Genomic DNA, 16428 nt, shown 5'->3' with positions numbered 1-16428 from the left:
CGTGGTGCGAGCCCGGTCGGCTCCGTCGACGGTGTGAACCCGATCGAGTTCGCCGACGTCATCGTCGTCGGAGGTGGCTCCTGCGGCTGCGTTCTCGCGTCGCGGCTCAGTGAGAATCCCGATCGGTCGGTGCTGTTGCTCGAAGCCGGACCGGCGTTCTCCGGCGTCGACGATGTTCCGGCGGCCCTGCTCGACGCGTCGACGCTTCCCATCGGCCCCGGCAGCGAATGGGTGGGAACCTACACGGCCGAACTCGCCTCGGATGTCTTTCGCACGATCGCCCGAGGCCGGGTGCTGGGAGGCTCCGGCGCAGTGAACGGCGGCTACTTCATGCGTGCCACGCCGGGTGACTTCGACGCCTGGCCGCAATCGGTGTGGTCCTTCGATCAAGTGCTGCCGTTCTACATCGGCTCCGAAACCGATCTCGATGCCGGAGCGATCGGGCGGTGGCACGGTTCCCGCGGACCGATACCGGTCTCGCGCACCCCCGCGCAGGACCGACATCCCCTCACGGCGGCATTCGTGCAGGCCGCGACGAACGCGGGACTTCGATTCCACGAGGACATGAACGCTCCCGATGCAGCCGCAGGGGGAGTGGGTAGCGTGCCGTCGAACATCCGCAACGGGATCCGCGTAAGTGCTGCTCTGGCATATCTTCTGCCGGTCGTCGGACGAAAGAACCTGAGGGTGCAAGGGAATACGACGGTGGCGTCGTTGATGTTCAAGGGAAACAGGGTGATCGGGGTCGAGATCATCGCCGACGGCGTACGCCGTGTCGTCGAGTCCGACACCGTTGTCCTCTCGGCCGGCGCGGTGCACACCCCCGCGTTGCTGCTTCGATCCGGCGTGGGACCGTCGGAAGGCTCTGCTGCGCTTGGCGTTCCGGTGATCGCCGACATTCCGGGAGTCGGCCGAGGTTTCAGCGATCATCCCGAGGTTGCCGTCCCCGTCGTCGTGCCGAACGAATTCTCGACGGTATCCCCGGTTCTGGAAGCGGTGCTGCATGCGGGCGACGTGGAGATCAGGCCGTACACGAGGAGATTCGATCGACTGATCTCCGGTCTTCCACCTGGGCCGCACGTGTTCGGTGTCGGCCTCATGCGCTCCACGGCACGAGGGAGCATCGCGCTGCGCAGCACCGATCCGTTCGAGGCACCGGACGTGAGATACCGCTATCTCGAATCGGCGGGCGACCGGCGAGCGATGCGAGGTGGCGTCGAACTGGCGCGAGATCTGCTCGCATCGCCGTCCATGGCCTGCCGGGTCGAAGTCCCCGCGAGCGACGACCCTCTCGCGGCACTCGGTACGTCGCTGCACCTGTCCGGCAGTGCCAGGATGGGACCCGAGTCCGACCCCGGGTCGGTGCTCGACGACCACTGCCGTGTGCGCGGAGTGGACGGTGTCCTCGTCGTCGACACGTCGGCGTTTCCGGTGGTGCCCAGCCGTGGCCCGCATGCGACGGCCATCATGTTCGCAGAACGCGCCGCTGCGTTGATGGGAGTGGAGCCGGCGGGATGACTGGTGACCGTTGCAGACCACGGGGTGCGCGTCGAGGCGTAGCGTTCGTGGTCTGGGGACCGTTCAGGTTCCCCAATAGATGGGTTACTGCCATGTCGGACAAATCGCCCCGCAACACGATGACCAAGAAATCCGGCAAGTCTCTCAAGGACAAGCGCGCGGACAAGCGGGCCAAGTCGAGTGGTGACACCAGCAACGACATCATCACCTCGGCCGTCAAGAAGAAGTAGGCACTCGGGGTCGGCGCGACCGGCCACGGCCGCGCGCGTCGACCACGGCTGTATCCTTGCTTGTGAGCTGGGTTACAGCGATGTGGACAGGTCACGGAGGAAGCGTCGAATGGCAAGCCGATCGGACAGTGGTGGCAACCCCTGGGTCGCAGTGCGCCCCGGCGAGGACATCGCTGTGCTCGCACGCCAGATGTCCAGTGCCCATCAATCTTTCGTCGACGATGTTCGCACCCACGGTTCGACCGTCAGGTCCGTCGTGCTCGATTCGTGGATGCGCAGTCGGACCAAGGGCGTCGATCCCGACGGCGGCAACGACACTCCGGCACTGACCGGTGCGGACCTCGAGCGCTACCGCAACGGGCATCCGATGGCCATCATCCGTCCGGTCATCCGCAAGCTGCTGGTCGAGGACGCGTCGGACACCGGTCTGCTCGTCGCCATCTCCGATGCCGAGGGACGCCTGCTGTGGGTCGAGGGTGATTCCGCGGCCAAGGACCGCGCGCTCACGATGGACTTCGCCGAGGGGGTCGATTGGAGCGAGGAGAGCAAAGGCACCAATGCCCCCGGTACTGCGCTCGCCGTCGACCACAGCGTGCAGATCTTCGCGTCCGAGCACTTCTCTCGGTCGGTGCACGAGTGGAGCTGCTCGGCGGCACCGGTTCACCACCCCACCAGCGGCCACATCCTGGGCGCCATCGATATCACCGGTGGCCCGCGCGTTGCGGTGCCCGAGGTGCTCTCGTTGGTGCGCGCCACCGTCGCCGCCGCCGAATCCGAGCTACGCCTGCATCTGATGAATTCTCCGAAATCTTTGGGCGACAAAGCTCCTCGGCTCGAGGTTCTCGGATCGGGACGGCCGGGTGTGGTGCGCGGTTCCGGCCGGATACCGCTCTCTCAGCGACACGCGGAGATCCTGCTTCTGCTCGGTGAGCATCCCGAAGGCCTCAGCTCCGACCACCTCGCCGTGCTGCTCGACGAGCAGGAGCTCGACTCCGTGACGATTCGCGCCGAGATGTCGAGATTGCGTAAGGCATTCGGGACCGCAGGCCTGGCGTCGCGGCCCTACCGTCTGGTCGGCGAGCTGTCCTCGGACGTCGGCGACATCAGGCGTGCCCTCGACCGCGGCGACGTCGACGCTGCGCTCCGTATCTACTCGGGCCCGGTGCTTCCCGGATCGTCCGCACCCGGCATCGAGGAGATCCGCGAGGAACTGCGGTCCCGGATGCAGGCAGCACTGCTCCGGCTCGGAGATCCGGTGCTGCTGGCGCAGTGGACATCGTCCATTCACGGTCGCTCGGACGTGATCGCGTGGGAGGCGTACAGGGCCACCCTGAGCAGCGATTCCGCACTCTACGGGCAGGTCAGTGCGCGCATCGATCTACTCGACCGCGAACTCGGAATCTGACCGTATCGTCACTGGCGGTTTCTCCGGCAGGTGCAGCGACACAGATGCCGTCGCATCGGCAACGTAGTTGCAACGTTGCAACCCCTAGTGTCCTGAATCACACACCGCATCAACTGTGAAGCACGTGTCGATCAGGAGGATTTTCAATGTCCGTCTACGCCCGTCCAGGTACCGCCGATTCCGTCATGTCGTTCCAGTCGCGCTACGACAACTGGATCGGCGGCGAGTGGGTACCGCCGGTCAAGGGTCAGTACTTCGAGAACCCGACTCCCGTCACCGGTGAGAACTTCTGCGAGGTCGCCCGTTCCACGTCCGAGGACATCGAGCTCGCGCTCGATGCCGCACACGCCGCGGCCCCCGCATGGGGCAAGACCTCCGCTGCCGAGCGTGCCGTGATCCTCAACAAGATCGCCGACCGCATTGCCGAGAACCTCGAGTCCATCGCACTGGCGGAGTCCTGGGACAACGGCAAGCCGATCCGCGAAACCCTCAATGCCGACATTCCGCTCGCCGTCGATCACTTCCGCTACTTCGCCGGTTGCATCCGAGCGCAGGAGGGGTCGCTGTCCGAAATCGACAGCGACACAGTGGCATACCACTTCCACGAGCCGCTCGGTGTCGTCGGGCAGATCATCCCGTGGAACTTCCCGATCCTCATGGCCGTGTGGAAGCTCGCGCCCGCTCTGGCCGCGGGTAACGCAGTGGTGCTCAAGCCCGCCGAGCAGACTCCCGCGTCGATCCTGCACCTGATCTCGATCATCGGCGACCTTCTTCCCCCCGGTGTCATCAACATCGTCAACGGATTCGGAGTCGAGGCAGGCAAGCCGTTGGCGTCGAGCCCGCGGATCGCCAAGATTGCGTTCACCGGTGAGACCACAACCGGCCGCCTGATCATGCAGTACGCGTCGCAGAACCTGATTCCGGTGACCCTCGAGCTCGGTGGCAAGAGCCCCAACGTCTTCTTCTCCGACGTGCTGCAGGCCAACGACGACTACCAGGACAAGGCGTTGGAGGGCTTCACGATGTTCGCCCTCAACCAGGGTGAAGTGTGCACCTGCCCGTCGCGCTCGCTGATCCAGGCGGACATCTTCGACGAGTTCCTCGCCCTCGCAGCCATCCGCACCAAGGCTGTGCGACAGGGAGATCCGCTCGACACCGAGACCATGATCGGCGCGCAGGCATCGAACGATCAGCTCGAGAAGATCCTCTCGTACATCGAGATCGGCAAGGGTGAGGGCGCACAGGTCGTCACCGGTGGCGAGCGCGCCCAGCTCGGCGGCGACCTCAACGGCGGCTACTACGTGCAGCCGACGATCTTCACCGGCAAGAACAACATGCGCATCTTCCAGGAAGAGATCTTCGGGCCGGTCGTGTCGGTGACGTCGTTCAAGGACTACGACGACGCGATCGACATCGCCAACGACACCCTCTACGGCCTCGGCGCAGGCGTCTGGTCTCGTGACGGTGGCGTCGCCTACCGCGCCGGACGTGACATCAAGGCCGGTCGCGTGTGGACCAACACGTACCACCAGTACCCCGCGCACGCCGCGTTCGGTGGCTACAAGCAGTCCGGTATCGGCCGCGAGAACCACAAGATGATGCTCGATCACTACCAGCAGACCAAGAACCTGTTGGTGAGCTACGCGCAGAAGGCACAGGGCTTCTTCTGATGAACAGCCCTCGGCCGCCCGCGCGGCTGAAGACAACCGTCGAGGCGATGGACCTGCTCCGTCGCCTCGGCGGTATCCACGGCGAACTGATGATGCATCAGTCCGGTGGATGTTGTGACGGGTCGTCGCCGATGTGTTACCCCGCAGGGGAATTCATCGTCGGCGATCGGGATGTTCTCCTCGGGTACATCGACCTCCGGCTCGGGGTGGGCGAGATCCCGCCCGATCTGCCCAGTGGGACCGATGGTGTGCCGGTGTGGATTTCGGGATCGCAGTTCCAGGCGTGGAAGCACACTCAACTGGTACTCGACGTGGTTCCCGGCCGCGGCGGTGGCTTCTCGCTCGAATCGCCCGAGGGAGTGCGCTTCCTCAGTCGCGGGCGGGCCTACACGGACGAGGAGAACGACATCCTCGCCGAGCATCCGCCGCTCGTCGGCGTCGACTGGGAAGAAGGTCGACGGCCCGAAGTTCCCGACGATCCGTTGGTGGTCGCCGAGGCCGTCGACGCATGTCCCGTCCCGGGGATGCTCCAGGGCTGAGTGCCTCCGGCAGTGGTGCGGCTCCGCTTCTGGGTCGTTCCGCGGGCTCCACTCCCGTGTGCCGCATGCGGCACTCGACCGCACCACTGCGTGGAGCGCATACAGTGCGAAAGATGAAGAGCGCACCGAAGTCCGACGCGGCCGAGGGCGGCGAGAGCCTCCGTACCGTGATCATCGCTTTCGTCGCCAATCTCGGCGTCGCGATTGCCAAGACGTTTGCCGCGGTGTTCACCGGATCTGCATCGATGGTCGCCGAAGCAGCGCACTCGTGGGCCGACACCGGCAACGAGATCTTCTTGCTCGTCGCCAATCGTCGGGGATCGCGCGGACCGGACGATCGTCGGCCGCTCGGCTACGGACGCGAAACGTACTTCTGGTCGACACTCGCGGCGATCGGACTGTTCGTCGCCGGTGCGGCCGTCTCGGTGTGGCACGGCATCACCTCGTTGTTCGCCGGTGAATCGAGCAGCGAGAACTACCTGGTGGCCTATGTCGTGCTCGCCATCGCGTTCCTGCTCGAGGGCGTGTCGTTTCTGCAATCGGTGCGTCAGATCCGCGGCGAGGCCGCCGAGTACGACCGGGACTTTCTCGACTACGCACTCGAGACCTCGGACCCGACGCTGCGTGCAGTGTTCGCGGAGGACAGTGCCGCACTGATCGGCATCGTCATCGCCGGTGCCGGAATCGGCCTGCATCAGCTCACCGGATCGGCGGCGTTCGACGCCATCGGCTCCATCCTGGTGGGTGTACTTCTCGGAATCGTCGCGTTCGTTCTGATCGATCGAAACCGCCGATTCCTCACCGGCGAACCGGGATCGAGAGCATTATGGAACGCGGTGGTGCAGCGGATCGAAGAACTTCCCGACGTGGCGTCGGTCAGGTTCGTTCGCATCGAGTTCGTCGGTCCCAAACAGCTCTACGTGGTGGCGAGTGTCGATCTCGTCGGTGATTTCGCAGAATCACGCATCGCGCACACGCTCCGGCGGCTGGAGCGTGAGTTGGAAACCAACAGAGCTGTGGTGGACGCAGTACTGACAGTCGCCGAACCGGACGAGGGAGACATCGGCGACGTCAACGCAGTCGGGTACCAGCCGTAATTCGCCCGTCATTCATCGATGACGCGCCGCTTACATCACGGGCCTATCTTGAACCGATTCGCGCGCCACACGTGTTGTGAATCGACCCCCTCGGGCGTGACCCCGCTCCGAGCGAACTGGTGACGAGAGGCTTGCAATGTCCGTAGTAGACCCCCAGTCGTCTCATCCGAAAGCTGGCTCCCACGAGAGCACTCAGTCGCACGTCGAGGGCGGTGACTACCTGGCCAAGCGAACTCTGAAGAAGGGGACGGCCGGCTGGGTCCTGCTGGCGGGCCTCGGAGTCAGCTACGTCATCTCCGGCGACTACTCCGGATGGAACCTCGGTCTCGCCGAGGGTGGCTTCGGGGGTCTGCTCATCGCGGCCATCATCATCGCGGGGATGTACCTGGCCATGGTCCTCGGTATGGCCGAGATGTCGTCGGCGCTGCCCGCAGCAGGCGGTGGCTACACCTTCGCTCGCCGCGCTCTCGGACCCTGGGGCGGATTCGCCACCGGCACAGCGATTCTCATCGAGTATGCCATTGCTCCCGCCGCCATCGCGACGTTCATCGGTGCCTACGTCGAATCCCTCGGGCTGTTCGGCATCACCGACGGGTGGTGGGTCTACCTGGTGGTCTATGCGGTGTTCATCGGAATCCACCTCTCCGGCGCAGGCGAAGCCCTCAAGATCATGTTCGTCATCACCGCGATCGCCTTGGTCGGACTCATCGTCTTCGCCATCGCCGCCATCGGACAGTTCGACGCGAGCAACCTGACCGACATCGCGCCGACCGACGCAGCCGGCGCCTCGGGATTCCTGCCGTTCGGCTACCTCGGCATCTGGGCTGCCGTCCCGTTCGCCATCTGGTTCTTCCTTGCGATCGAAGGTGTTCCGCTGGCCGCAGAAGAGGCCAAGGATCCGACCAAGAACGTCCCGCGCGGCATCATCGCCGCCATGGGCGTGCTGCTCGTCACCGGTGCCGTCGTGCTGTTCCTGGTGACCGGCGCAGGCGGTGCCGACGCCGTCAAGGAATCGGGAAACCCGTTGGTGGAAGCCCTCGGTGACGGAACCGCCAGCAAGATCGTCAACTACATCGGCCTGGCCGGACTGATCGCGTCCTTCTTCTCGATCATGTACGCGTACTCGCGTCAGCTCTTTGCGCTCTCGCGTGCCGGGTACCTGCCGAAGACACTGTCCATCACCAACTCTCGCAAGGCCCCGACGCTCGCCTTGATCGTCCCGGGCGTCATCGGCTTCCTGCTCTCGCTGACCGGTCAGGGCGGAATGTTGCTCAACATGGCCGTGTTCGGCGCGGCGCTGAGCTACGTTCTGATGATGGTCAGCCACATCGTGCTCCGACGCAACGAGCCGAACATGGAACGCCCGTACCGAACCCCCGGCGGCGTCGTGACCACCGGATTCGCATTGATCATCGCGGCGCTCGCCGTGGTGGCCACGTTCGTCGTCGATTCCACAGCGGCGCTGTGGTGCCTGGGAGTGTTCGTCGCGTTCATGGCTTACTTCGGCATCTACAGCAGGCATCATCTGGTCGCGAACTCGCCGGACGAGGAGTTCGCCGCTCTGGCCGAGGCCGAGGCCGAGCTGGAATGACGATCTACACCCAGCAGGTCTCGGGCACCACCTACACCTTCGACGGTCTGGTGGACTTGATGGCCAAGGCGACGCCGCTTCGATCGGGTGACGAATTGGCCGGTTGCGCAGCCGAATCGGATGCCGAGCGCGCGGCAGCGCAGTGGGCGTTGTCGGAGGTCTCGCTCGATGTCTTCCTGCACGATCTGCTCGTCCCGTACGAAACCGACGAGGTCACCCGCCTCATCATCGATTCACACGACCGCATCGCCTTCGGGGCCGTCTCGCACCTGACCGTCGGAGGTCTACGGGACTGGCTGCTCCAGGTCACCGCGAAGCCGGACGCGGCGGCGACGTTGCGGTCGGTGGCCGCCGGACTGACTCCCGAGATGGTGGCAGCGGTCAGCAAGATCATGCGCAATCAGGATCTGATCGCAGTGTCGAGAGCCGTGCAGGTGACGTCGGCGTTCCGTACGACGATCGGGCTACCCGGAACGCTCACCACGCGTCTGCAGCCCAATCACCCGACGGACGATCCGCGTGGAATCGCTGCGGCCACCCTCGACGGACTGCTCCTCGGCTCGGGCGATGCGGTCATCGGGATCAACCCCGCGACCGACTCACCTCAGGCCACGGCGGACCTGCTCCATCTGCTCGACGAAATCCGCCAGCGCTTCGAGATCCCGACGCAGTCGTGCGTGCTCTCGCACGTGACGACGACGATGGAACTGATCGACAAGGGAGTTCCGGTCGATCTGGTGTTCCAGTCCATCGCGGGCACCGAAGGCGCCAATTCGAGCTTCGGCGTGAACATTCCGCTGCTACGCGAGGCCAACGAGGCCGGCCGATCGCTGCACCGCGGAACCGTCGGGAACAACGTCATGTATCTCGAAACGGGCCAGGGCTCGGCGTTGTCGGCGGGCGCGCACATCGGCACCGGTGACCGACCCGTCGATCAACAGACCTTGGAAACGAGGGCGTACGCGGTGGCCCGCGATCTCGAGCCGCTGCTGATCAACACCGTCGTCGGATTCATCGGGCCCGAGTACCTGTACGACGGTAAGCAGATCATCAGGGCCGGCCTGGAAGATCACTTCTGCGGCAAGCTGCTGGGGCTGCCGATGGGAGTGGACGTCTGCTACACCAACCATGCCGAGGCCGACCAGGACGACATGGACACCCTGCTGACGCTCCTCGGCACCGCCGGGGTCGCGTTCGTCATCGCGGTGCCGGGTGCCGACGACGTCATGCTCGGATACCAGTCGTTGAGCTTTCACGACGTGCTCTACGTTCGGCAGGTTCTCGGTCTGCGACCGGCACCGGAATTCGAGTCGTGGCTCTCCCGATTGGGCATGGTGGACGCCGACGGCAGAGTCCTCGACGTCGATGCCGCGGGATCGCCACTTCGAGCGTTGATGAGTGCGCGATGACAGACCCATCGGGCGCAGTGCCCGCGGAACGGCAGGAAGTGGCAGGAGTGGAGCCTGCGGAACGACAGGAAGGCGAGTTCTGGGGCGAGTTGCGCGCGATGACGCAGGCTCGAATCGGATTGGGGCGCATCGGTGATTCGTTGCCGACCACGCGGGTGCTCGAGTTTCGCTCGGCGCACGCTGCGGCGCGGGATGCGGTGCACATGCCGCTGGAGGTCGAGGACTTCGTGGGCCGGGTGGAGCAGGTCGGTCTCGGTGCACCGTCGGTGGTGACGTCGTTGGCGACGAGTCGCGCGGAGTATCTGCGACGGCCCGATCTGGGTCGGCAACCGAAAGATCTGTCGGACGTGGTGAATTCCGAGGACGAGATCGGAATCGTGTTGAGCGACGGGTTGTCCCCGCGCGCACTCGCCGATCATGGTGTGCCGATGCTGGAGGCGTTGAAAGCCGAACTGGCCGATCGCTATTCGATAGCGGCCCCGGTTGTCGCGACCGAGGCACGGGTGGCGCTGGGTGATCACATCGCCGCGGCGATGGGTGTGCGGACGGTGCTGGTGCTGATCGGGGAGCGTCCGGGGTTGTCCGTTGCGGACAGTCTCGGTATCTATCTGACGCATCTGCCGAAACCCGGGTGCACCGACGCCGATCGCAACTGCATCTCCAACATCCATCCGCCGGAAGGTCAGGGGTATGCGCAGTCGGCACGAATCGTGGCCGGTCTGTTGGCCGGTGCCAGGAAGCTCGGGCGGTCGGGTGTGGCGTTGAAGGACACCTCGCGAGCCGATGTGCTCGAGGCGACCGAGGCCCTCACCCTGGAGTGACATCACCCCTATCCGGGGGTGGCCGAGGGTGACGGCGGTCACTACCGTGGGGTGTATGGACAGTTATTCTTCCGGTGCGTCCGACACCGCGGTGCTGGACGACACGATCGGCGCAAATCTGGATCGAACTGCGGCGCGGTACTCGGATCGTGATGCGTTGATCGATGTTGCGTCCGGGCGGAGGTGGACCTACTCGGAGTTCGTCGCCGACGTCGATCTGTTGGCGGCGGGATTGCTCGTGGCCGGAGTCGAGGTGGGGGACCGCGTCGGAATGTGGGCACCGAACTGCCCGGAATGGGTTCTGGCGCAGTATGCGACGGCAAAGATCGGCGCGGTGTTGGTCAACATCAATCCCGCGTATCGCTCGCACGAGTTGCAGTTCGTGTTGAAGCAGGCCGGGGTGTCGGTGTTGTTGTCGGCCACGGAGTTCAAGGGTTCGAACTACGCGGCGATGATCGACGACGTGCGTCCCGAGGTGGAATCCCTGCGTGAGGTGCTGTTCATCGGGAGCATCCAGTGGGAGGCGATGACCGATCGCGGGCATCGAGCGTTGGCGAAGACTCCGCACATGATCACCGATGTGTCCGAGCGGCTCGGTGCCGACGATGCGATCAACATCCAGTACACCTCGGGGACAACGGGTTTCCCCAAGGGCGCGACGCTCAGTCATCGCAACATCCTCAACAACGGTTTCTTCGTCGGCGAGCTGTGCCATTACACCGCCGAGGACCGCGTGTGCATTCCGGTGCCGTTCTACCACTGCTTCGGCATGGTGATGGGCAATCTCGCGTGCACGTCCCACGGCGCAGCGATGGTGATTCCCGGGCCGTCGTTCGATCCGGTGGCGACGTTGACGGCCGTCGCCGCGGAGAAGTGCACGTCGCTCTACGGAGTCCCGACGATGTTCATCGCCGAACTGGCACTGGAGAATTTCGAGGACTTCGACCTCGGCAGTCTGCGTACCGGCATCATGGCCGGATCACCGTGTCCCACCGAGGTGATGAAGCAGGTCATCGAGCGGATGGGGATGGCCGAGGTGTCGATCTGCTACGGCATGACCGAGACCTCGCCGGTGTCCCTGCAGACGCGGAGCGAGGACTCCATCGAGCAGCGGGTGTCGACCGTCGGACGCGTCGGTCCGCACCTCGAGGTCAAGATCGTCGACCCGATCGAGGGCAGCACACTGCCGCGCGGCGAGGCGGGCGAGCTCTGCACCCGCGGCTATTCGGTGATGCTCGGCTATTGGGAGCAGCCGGAGAAGACCGCCGAGGCCATCGACGACGAGGGGTGGATGCACACCGGCGACATCGGGGTGATGGACGACAACGGCTACGTGGCGATCACCGGGCGGATCAAGGACATGGTGATTCGCGGCGGCGAGAACATCTATCCCCGCGAAGTCGAGGAGTTCCTCTACACCCACCCCGATGTCCTCGACGCACAGGTCATCGGTGTGCCCGATCCGAAGTACGGCGAGGAGCTGATGGTGTGGATCAGGATGAAAGACGATGCCGTGCCCCTCGATTCGGCTGCGATACGGTCTTTCTGTGACGGACGGCTGGCGCACTACAAGATCCCGCGGTACGTGCACGTGGTCGACGAGTTCCCGATGACGGTCACCGGCAAGGTGCGCAAGGTCGAGATGCGCGAGCGATCGCTCGGTCTGATCGAACAGCTGCCGTTCGGCTGACATACTCGCTTCCATGATCAGTGCGCTGTGGACGCCGACGGATTCCGATCTCGCCGAGGCTCGGGTGACCGAGTTCGCGCGCTTCGTCGCGCAACGTCACGATGTGCTTCTACCGGACTACTCGGCTCTGTGGCGATGGTCGACGAACGAGTTGGAACTGTTCTGGCGAGCGGTGTGGGACTTCTTCGAGGTCCGCTCCTCCAGCGTGCCGAAAACGGTGCTCGCAGAGCGAGATATGCCGGGAGCGCAGTGGTTTCCGGGTACGCAGCTGAACTACGTGGACCAGGTGATCAGGCATGCTCGACCCGGTCGCGCCGCCATCGTCCACGCCCGCGAAGACGGTTCGACGCGGACCGTGACGTGGGAGGAGATGATCGATCGGGTCGGGGCGCTGGCGGGGACGCTCGCAGGCGCGGGAGTTCGACGCGGCGACCGCGTCGTCGGATATCTGCCCAACGTCCCCGAGGCGGTGATCGCATTCCTGGCGACCGCGAGCCTGGGTGCGGTGTGGTCCGCGTGCGGGCAGGACTACTCGGCCTCGGCGGCACTCGACCGTCTGGGCCAGCTCGAACCCACGGCGCTGATCACTGCCGACGGGTACATGTACGGAGGGAAGTTCAGGGACAAGGCCGCCGATGTCGACGCGCTCACGTCGGGGCTGCCGACACTGCGGGTCGTGGTGACGGTCGGCGAGGCGTCGGGAAACGCGGTGAGTTGGTCTTCCGCAACAGCTCAGAGTCGCGAATTGAGTCCGTTAGCAGTGCCTTTCGATCACCCGCTGTGGGTCGTGTTCTCCTCGGGTACCACCGGTCTACCGAAGGGGATCGTGCACGGTCACGGCGGTGTGGTGCTCGAGCATCTCAAATCCGTTGCGCTGCACTCCGATCTGGGCCCCGAGGACGTGTTCTTCTGGTACACCAGCCCCAGCTGGATGATGTGGAACTTCCAGGTCGCCGGTCTACTGGCCGGGTCCACGATCGTGTGCGCCGACGGCAATCCGTCGTTCCCTACGCCGGATGCGCTGTGGGACATCGCAGCCAGGCTGGGTGTGACGTATCTCGGAACCAGCCCCGGCTATGTGCTCGCGTGCATCAAGGCCGACGCGCATCCCGGCACCGATCACGACCTGTCGGCTCTGCGAGCCGTCGGGATCACCGGATCTGCGATGCCTGCGACGTCGTCGATCTGGTTGTCGGAGAACATCGGAGCCCACGTGCCGGTCTTCTCCATTTCCGGTGGCACCGACGTGGTGTCGGCATTCGCCGGGGGAGTGCGGACCGCGCCGGTCTGGGCCGGGGAGCTGTCGGTGCCGTTCCTCGGCGTCGCGCTCGACGCCTACGACGAGGACGGCCACGCAGTCCGTGGCACCGTCGGTGAGTTGGTCGTCACCGAGCCCATGCCGTCGATGCCGCTGTACTTCTGGAACGACGCGGACGGATCTCGTTACCGGGACGCCTACTTCGACACCTATCCGGGAATCTGGCGGCACGGCGACTGGATCACCATGACCGATCACGGCAGTGTTCTCGTACACGGGCGGTCGGATTCGACGCTCAACCGCAACGGAATTCGTATGGGGAGCGCCGACATCTATCAGGCCGTCGAATCTCTGGACGAGGTCACCGAGGCGCTCGTTCTGGGCATCGAGCTACCCGACGGCGGATACTGGATGCCCCTGTTCGTGGTGGTCCCGGACGGCGTGACCGACGAGTTGCGTGAACGCATCGAATCCGTCATCAGAACGCAGGCGTCGCCGCGACACGTTCCCGACGATGTCATCGCCACGCCCGCGATACCCCACACTCGAACCGGGAAGAAGCTCGAGGTACCGCTCAAACGGCTCTTCCAAGGTGCCACTGCCGCAGGCACTCTCGATTCGAGTGCCGTCGACGACCCGGCTGCGTTGGCGTGGTTCGTCGACCGGGCGACCGAGTTTCAGCGACTCCAGCGCGCGAGATAGGCCTTTTCCTCCGGCGCGATGCGGCGCAGGGTCTCGGCACCGACGTCGACCATCGCCATCCGGGTCGTCGCCACCACGGCGGGCGGCGATTCCGGTGCCGCGCCCGCGGCGCGGACCTCGTACCCGATGGTGAAATCGACAGCGCGCACCTTCTCGAACCACAGTGTGACGTCGAGCGGACCGTCCGAATGCCGGAGCGGCTTCTTGTACGCAATGGTCACATTCGCGATCAACGCACTCTTGATCAGAGACTCGTTGGCCTCGCCCTCGCTGAGCAGCCATTCGATGCGCGCCTCTTCGAGCAAGGTGACCATCCGTGCATGGTTGATGTGCGCGAAGGCATCCATATCGGACCATCGCACCGTCACGCTCGCGTGATATCCGACGGGACCGGCCGGCTCTGTCTGCATCGCACCAGGCTCTGTTTTCATTGCTAGAGGATGGCATGCGCGCCCGTGACCACGACGCTCTAGAGTCCCAGGAGTGATTATCGCCAATGTCGCACTGGATGGTTCCGGCGTGCTCTTCGACATAGAACTCGCAGGATCGGTCATCGCGTCGATCACTCCGGCGGGCACCAGGCGCGCACGGGGCGAGGAGGTGCTCGACGGTGGGGGCGGGGTGGCGTTGCCCGGGTTCGTGGACTCTCACGTGCACCTGACGCAGTGGGCGGCTGCCCGTAGGCGAATCGATGTCGGGTCCGCCGCATCGGCTGCCGACGCGGTCGCCCTGGTGTACCCCTACGCGCGTACGGCAGGCGAATCGGTGGTGCGCGCCAACGGCTTCCGTGACGCACACTGGCCGGAGGAGCCACACAAGGACCTGCTCGAGAATGCGCTGCCCGGTGCTCGCGTGGCGATGACGAGCATGGATCTGCACACGTTGTGGCTGAGCCCGGCGTTGCTCGACGATCTGGGTATCGATCACCCCACCGGTGTGCTGCGCGACGTCGACGGTCTCGAAGCGGTCATGGCGCTCGAGGAGCAGGACGATCCGGCCGAACTCGATCGGGCCGTGCTCGACGCGACCGCCGCACTGGCGGTCCGTGGCGTCACCGGCGTCGTCGATTTCGAGTTCGCCGACAACAAGACGGTCTGGGATCGACGGCTGTCGGCCGGTTCTCCTGCGGTGCGAGTCGACACGACCGTGTGGCCGCAATGGCTCGACGAGGCACTCGAGCGCGGCGAGCGCACCGGCGACGTCTCGGCTCTGTCGGAACTGATCCGCCGCGGACCGCTCAAGGTGATGCTCGACGGTTCGCTCAACACCCGAACCGCGTGCTGCCACGATCGGTACCCGGGCATCGACGGGGACGACGCGTACGGGCTGTTGCTCGAAACTCGGGACGATCTGTACCGGCTCGTCTCGCGGGCGTCGGGAGGCGGAATCGTGCCTGCCATCCACGCGATCGGTGACCGCGCCAACGGCATCGCCCTCGATGCATTCGAGCGCGCCGGCTGCGGTGGCCGCATCGAACACGCGCAACAGATACTGCCGGACGACGTCGCGCGCTTCGCTGCGTTGGGCGTCGTGGCATCGGTGCAACCGCAGCACGCGATGGCCGATCGCGACATCGCCGAGGACCTGTGGGCCGGACGGCGCTCGGTGGCCTACGGTTACGGCTCGCTGCACCGAAGCGGTGCGACCTTGCTCTTCGGTTCCGATGCCCCGGTCAGTCCACCGGAGCCGTTGGCGGGAGTCGCCGCAGCGGTGTTCCGTACCGACGACGACCGACCCCCGTGGCACCTGGACGAAGCCGTGCCCCTCGAGGTGGCACTGCGCGCGGCGTGCGGTGGCCGCGGCGCGCTCCGAGAGGGGGATGCAGCGGACATCGTCGTTCTGGTCGAGCATCCCGTGCACCGCTCGGTGCACGATCTCGCCGAGACCGACATCAGAGCCACGATCTGCGCCGGTGCGCTCACTCACGCAGCTGCTGTGTAGGAGCACGGAGGCGAAGCCCACGGATCGATCTTGTCGGTGTGGCCGCGTAGCGTGACTGCGATGACGTCGATCACCGATCCGCGCGTACGCGAGTTTCTGTCCGCGGGTACCCGCACCGGCAAGCTCGGATACCTCGCCTCCGACGGAAGGCCCCTGGTGGCACCCATCTGGTTCCTCGTCGAGGGCGACCAGATCGTGTTCAACACCGGGGCCGACACGGCGAAGGGAAAGTCGATTCGCCGTGACCCCCGCGTCGTGCTGACCGTCGATCTCGAAGAGCCGCCGTACGGATTCGTCCAGGTGCAGGGCATCGCGTCGGTCGACGAGAACCCCGCGGAGTTGCTCCGCACCGCCACCGAGCTCGGGGCCAGGTACATGGGCCGCGATCGCGCCGAGGAGTTCGGCGCACGCAACGGTGTTCCGGGCGAATTGATCGTTCGGGTGACACCGAACAAGGTCATCGCCGCTTTCGACATGACGGCATGACGACCGACGGTCGCCGCACGTTCGGCACTGTAGATTGACCGGGTGCCGAATCGAGTCGGAGTGTGTCGGGT

Annotated in this window: 14 protein-coding genes; 13 read left to right on the top strand and 1 reads right to left on the bottom strand. The window is 65.2% G+C overall.

Annotation, left to right across the window (positions count from 1 at the left end):
• Positions 1-33: 33 nt before the first annotated feature.
• The 11 genes from mftG (at position 34) to CH295_RS01110 (ending at position 13930) form a co-directional block, all read left to right on the top strand.
• On the top strand, positions 34-1518 hold the full coding sequence (gene mftG, locus CH295_RS01155; RefSeq protein ID WP_094739509.1) for a mycofactocin dehydrogenase MftG: 1485 nt from the start codon (positions 34-36) through the stop codon (positions 1516-1518).
• Positions 1519-1610: 92 nt separating this feature from the next.
• On the top strand, positions 1611-1748 hold the full coding sequence (locus CH295_RS27645) for a hypothetical protein (RefSeq protein ID WP_167326762.1): 138 nt from the start codon (positions 1611-1613) through the stop codon (positions 1746-1748).
• 109 nt (positions 1749-1857) lie between these two features.
• Positions 1858-3153, top strand: a complete 1296-nt coding sequence (locus tag CH295_RS01150; protein ID WP_094739508.1) for a sigma-54-dependent transcriptional regulator family protein — start codon at positions 1858-1860, stop codon at positions 3151-3153.
• 146 nt (positions 3154-3299) lie between these two features.
• Positions 3300-4823, top strand: a complete 1524-nt coding sequence (gene exaC / locus CH295_RS01145; RefSeq protein ID WP_037188363.1) for an acetaldehyde dehydrogenase ExaC — start codon at positions 3300-3302, stop codon at positions 4821-4823.
• On the top strand, positions 4823-5362 hold the full coding sequence (locus CH295_RS01140; protein WP_052047381.1) for a DUF779 domain-containing protein: 540 nt from the start codon (positions 4823-4825) through the stop codon (positions 5360-5362). Before exaC ends, CH295_RS01140 begins: the two co-directional genes overlap by 1 nt.
• Before the next feature lie 113 nt (positions 5363-5475).
• Positions 5476-6459, top strand: coding sequence for a cation diffusion facilitator family transporter (locus CH295_RS01135; protein WP_037188358.1), 984 nt, complete (start codon positions 5476-5478; stop codon positions 6457-6459).
• 136 nt (positions 6460-6595) lie between these two features.
• A complete protein-coding gene (eat, locus tag CH295_RS01130) occupies positions 6596-8050 on the top strand; it encodes an ethanolamine permease (protein ID WP_037188356.1) in 1455 nt (484 codons plus the stop codon).
• Positions 8047-9459, top strand: a complete 1413-nt coding sequence (locus tag CH295_RS01125) for an ethanolamine ammonia-lyase subunit EutB (protein ID WP_094739507.1) — start codon at positions 8047-8049, stop codon at positions 9457-9459. Before eat ends, CH295_RS01125 begins: the two co-directional genes overlap by 4 nt.
• Positions 9456-10280, top strand: a complete 825-nt coding sequence (gene eutC / locus CH295_RS01120) for an ethanolamine ammonia-lyase subunit EutC (RefSeq protein ID WP_094739506.1) — start codon at positions 9456-9458, stop codon at positions 10278-10280. The genes CH295_RS01125 and eutC overlap by 4 nt, the downstream gene beginning before the upstream one ends.
• 55 nt (positions 10281-10335) lie before the next feature.
• Complete coding sequence (locus tag CH295_RS01115; RefSeq protein ID WP_170945698.1) at positions 10336-11970, top strand: AMP-binding protein; 1635 nt, start codon at positions 10336-10338, stop codon at positions 11968-11970.
• 13 nt (positions 11971-11983) lie between these two features.
• Entirely contained in the window at positions 11984-13930 is a 1947-nt protein-coding gene (locus CH295_RS01110) for an acetoacetate--CoA ligase (RefSeq protein ID WP_094739504.1), read from the top strand.
• Here the strand turns inward: CH295_RS01110 and CH295_RS01105 are convergent.
• Complete coding sequence (locus CH295_RS01105) at positions 13906-14340, bottom strand: acyl-CoA thioesterase (RefSeq protein WP_094739503.1); 435 nt, start codon at positions 14338-14340, stop codon at positions 13906-13908. The genes CH295_RS01110 and CH295_RS01105 overlap by 25 nt on opposite strands.
• Before the next feature lie 73 nt (positions 14341-14413).
• Between CH295_RS01105 and CH295_RS01100 the strand changes: the two genes are divergently transcribed.
• The gene (locus CH295_RS01100; protein WP_094739502.1) at positions 14414-15871 is read left to right on the top strand and encodes an amidohydrolase; all 1458 of its coding nucleotides are present in this window, start codon (positions 14414-14416) and stop codon (positions 15869-15871) included.
• 60 nt (positions 15872-15931) lie between these two features.
• Entirely contained in the window at positions 15932-16357 is a 426-nt protein-coding gene (locus tag CH295_RS01095; RefSeq protein WP_094739501.1) for a PPOX class F420-dependent oxidoreductase, read from the top strand.
• Positions 16358-16428 lie beyond the last annotated feature (71 nt).

The organism is Rhodococcus sp. 14-2483-1-2 (genome assembly GCF_002259405.1).
In the GTDB taxonomy this organism is placed as follows: Bacteria; Actinomycetota; Actinomycetes; order Mycobacteriales; family Mycobacteriaceae; genus Rhodococcoides.
This window is presented reverse-complemented; position numbering and strand designations above follow the sequence as displayed.

Bases quoted from the DNA above. Each gene is read 5' to 3' on its own strand.
- CH295_RS27645 (WP_167326762.1), top strand. From the start codon at position 1,611: ATGTCGGACAAATCGCCCCGCAACACGATGACCAAGAAATCCGGCAAG.
- CH295_RS01150 (WP_094739508.1), top strand. From the start codon at position 1,858: ATGGCAAGCCGATCGGACAGTGGTGGCAACCCCTGGGTCGCAGTGCGC.
- exaC (WP_037188363.1), top strand. From the start codon at position 3,300: ATGTCCGTCTACGCCCGTCCAGGTACCGCCGATTCCGTCATGTCGTTC.
- CH295_RS01140 (WP_052047381.1), top strand. From the start codon at position 4,823: ATGAACAGCCCTCGGCCGCCCGCGCGGCTGAAGACAACCGTCGAGGCG.
- CH295_RS01135 (WP_037188358.1), top strand. From the start codon at position 5,476: ATGAAGAGCGCACCGAAGTCCGACGCGGCCGAGGGCGGCGAGAGCCTC.
- eat (WP_037188356.1), top strand. From the start codon at position 6,596: ATGTCCGTAGTAGACCCCCAGTCGTCTCATCCGAAAGCTGGCTCCCAC.
- CH295_RS01125 (WP_094739507.1), top strand. From the start codon at position 8,047: ATGACGATCTACACCCAGCAGGTCTCGGGCACCACCTACACCTTCGAC.
- eutC (WP_094739506.1), top strand. From the start codon at position 9,456: ATGACAGACCCATCGGGCGCAGTGCCCGCGGAACGGCAGGAAGTGGCA.
- CH295_RS01115 (WP_170945698.1), top strand. From the start codon at position 10,336: ATGGACAGTTATTCTTCCGGTGCGTCCGACACCGCGGTGCTGGACGAC.
- CH295_RS01110 (WP_094739504.1), top strand. From the start codon at position 11,984: ATGATCAGTGCGCTGTGGACGCCGACGGATTCCGATCTCGCCGAGGCT.
- CH295_RS01105 (WP_094739503.1), bottom strand. From the start codon at position 14,340: ATGCAGACAGAGCCGGCCGGTCCCGTCGGATATCACGCGAGCGTGACG.
- CH295_RS01095 (WP_094739501.1), top strand. From the start codon at position 15,932: ATGACGTCGATCACCGATCCGCGCGTACGCGAGTTTCTGTCCGCGGGT.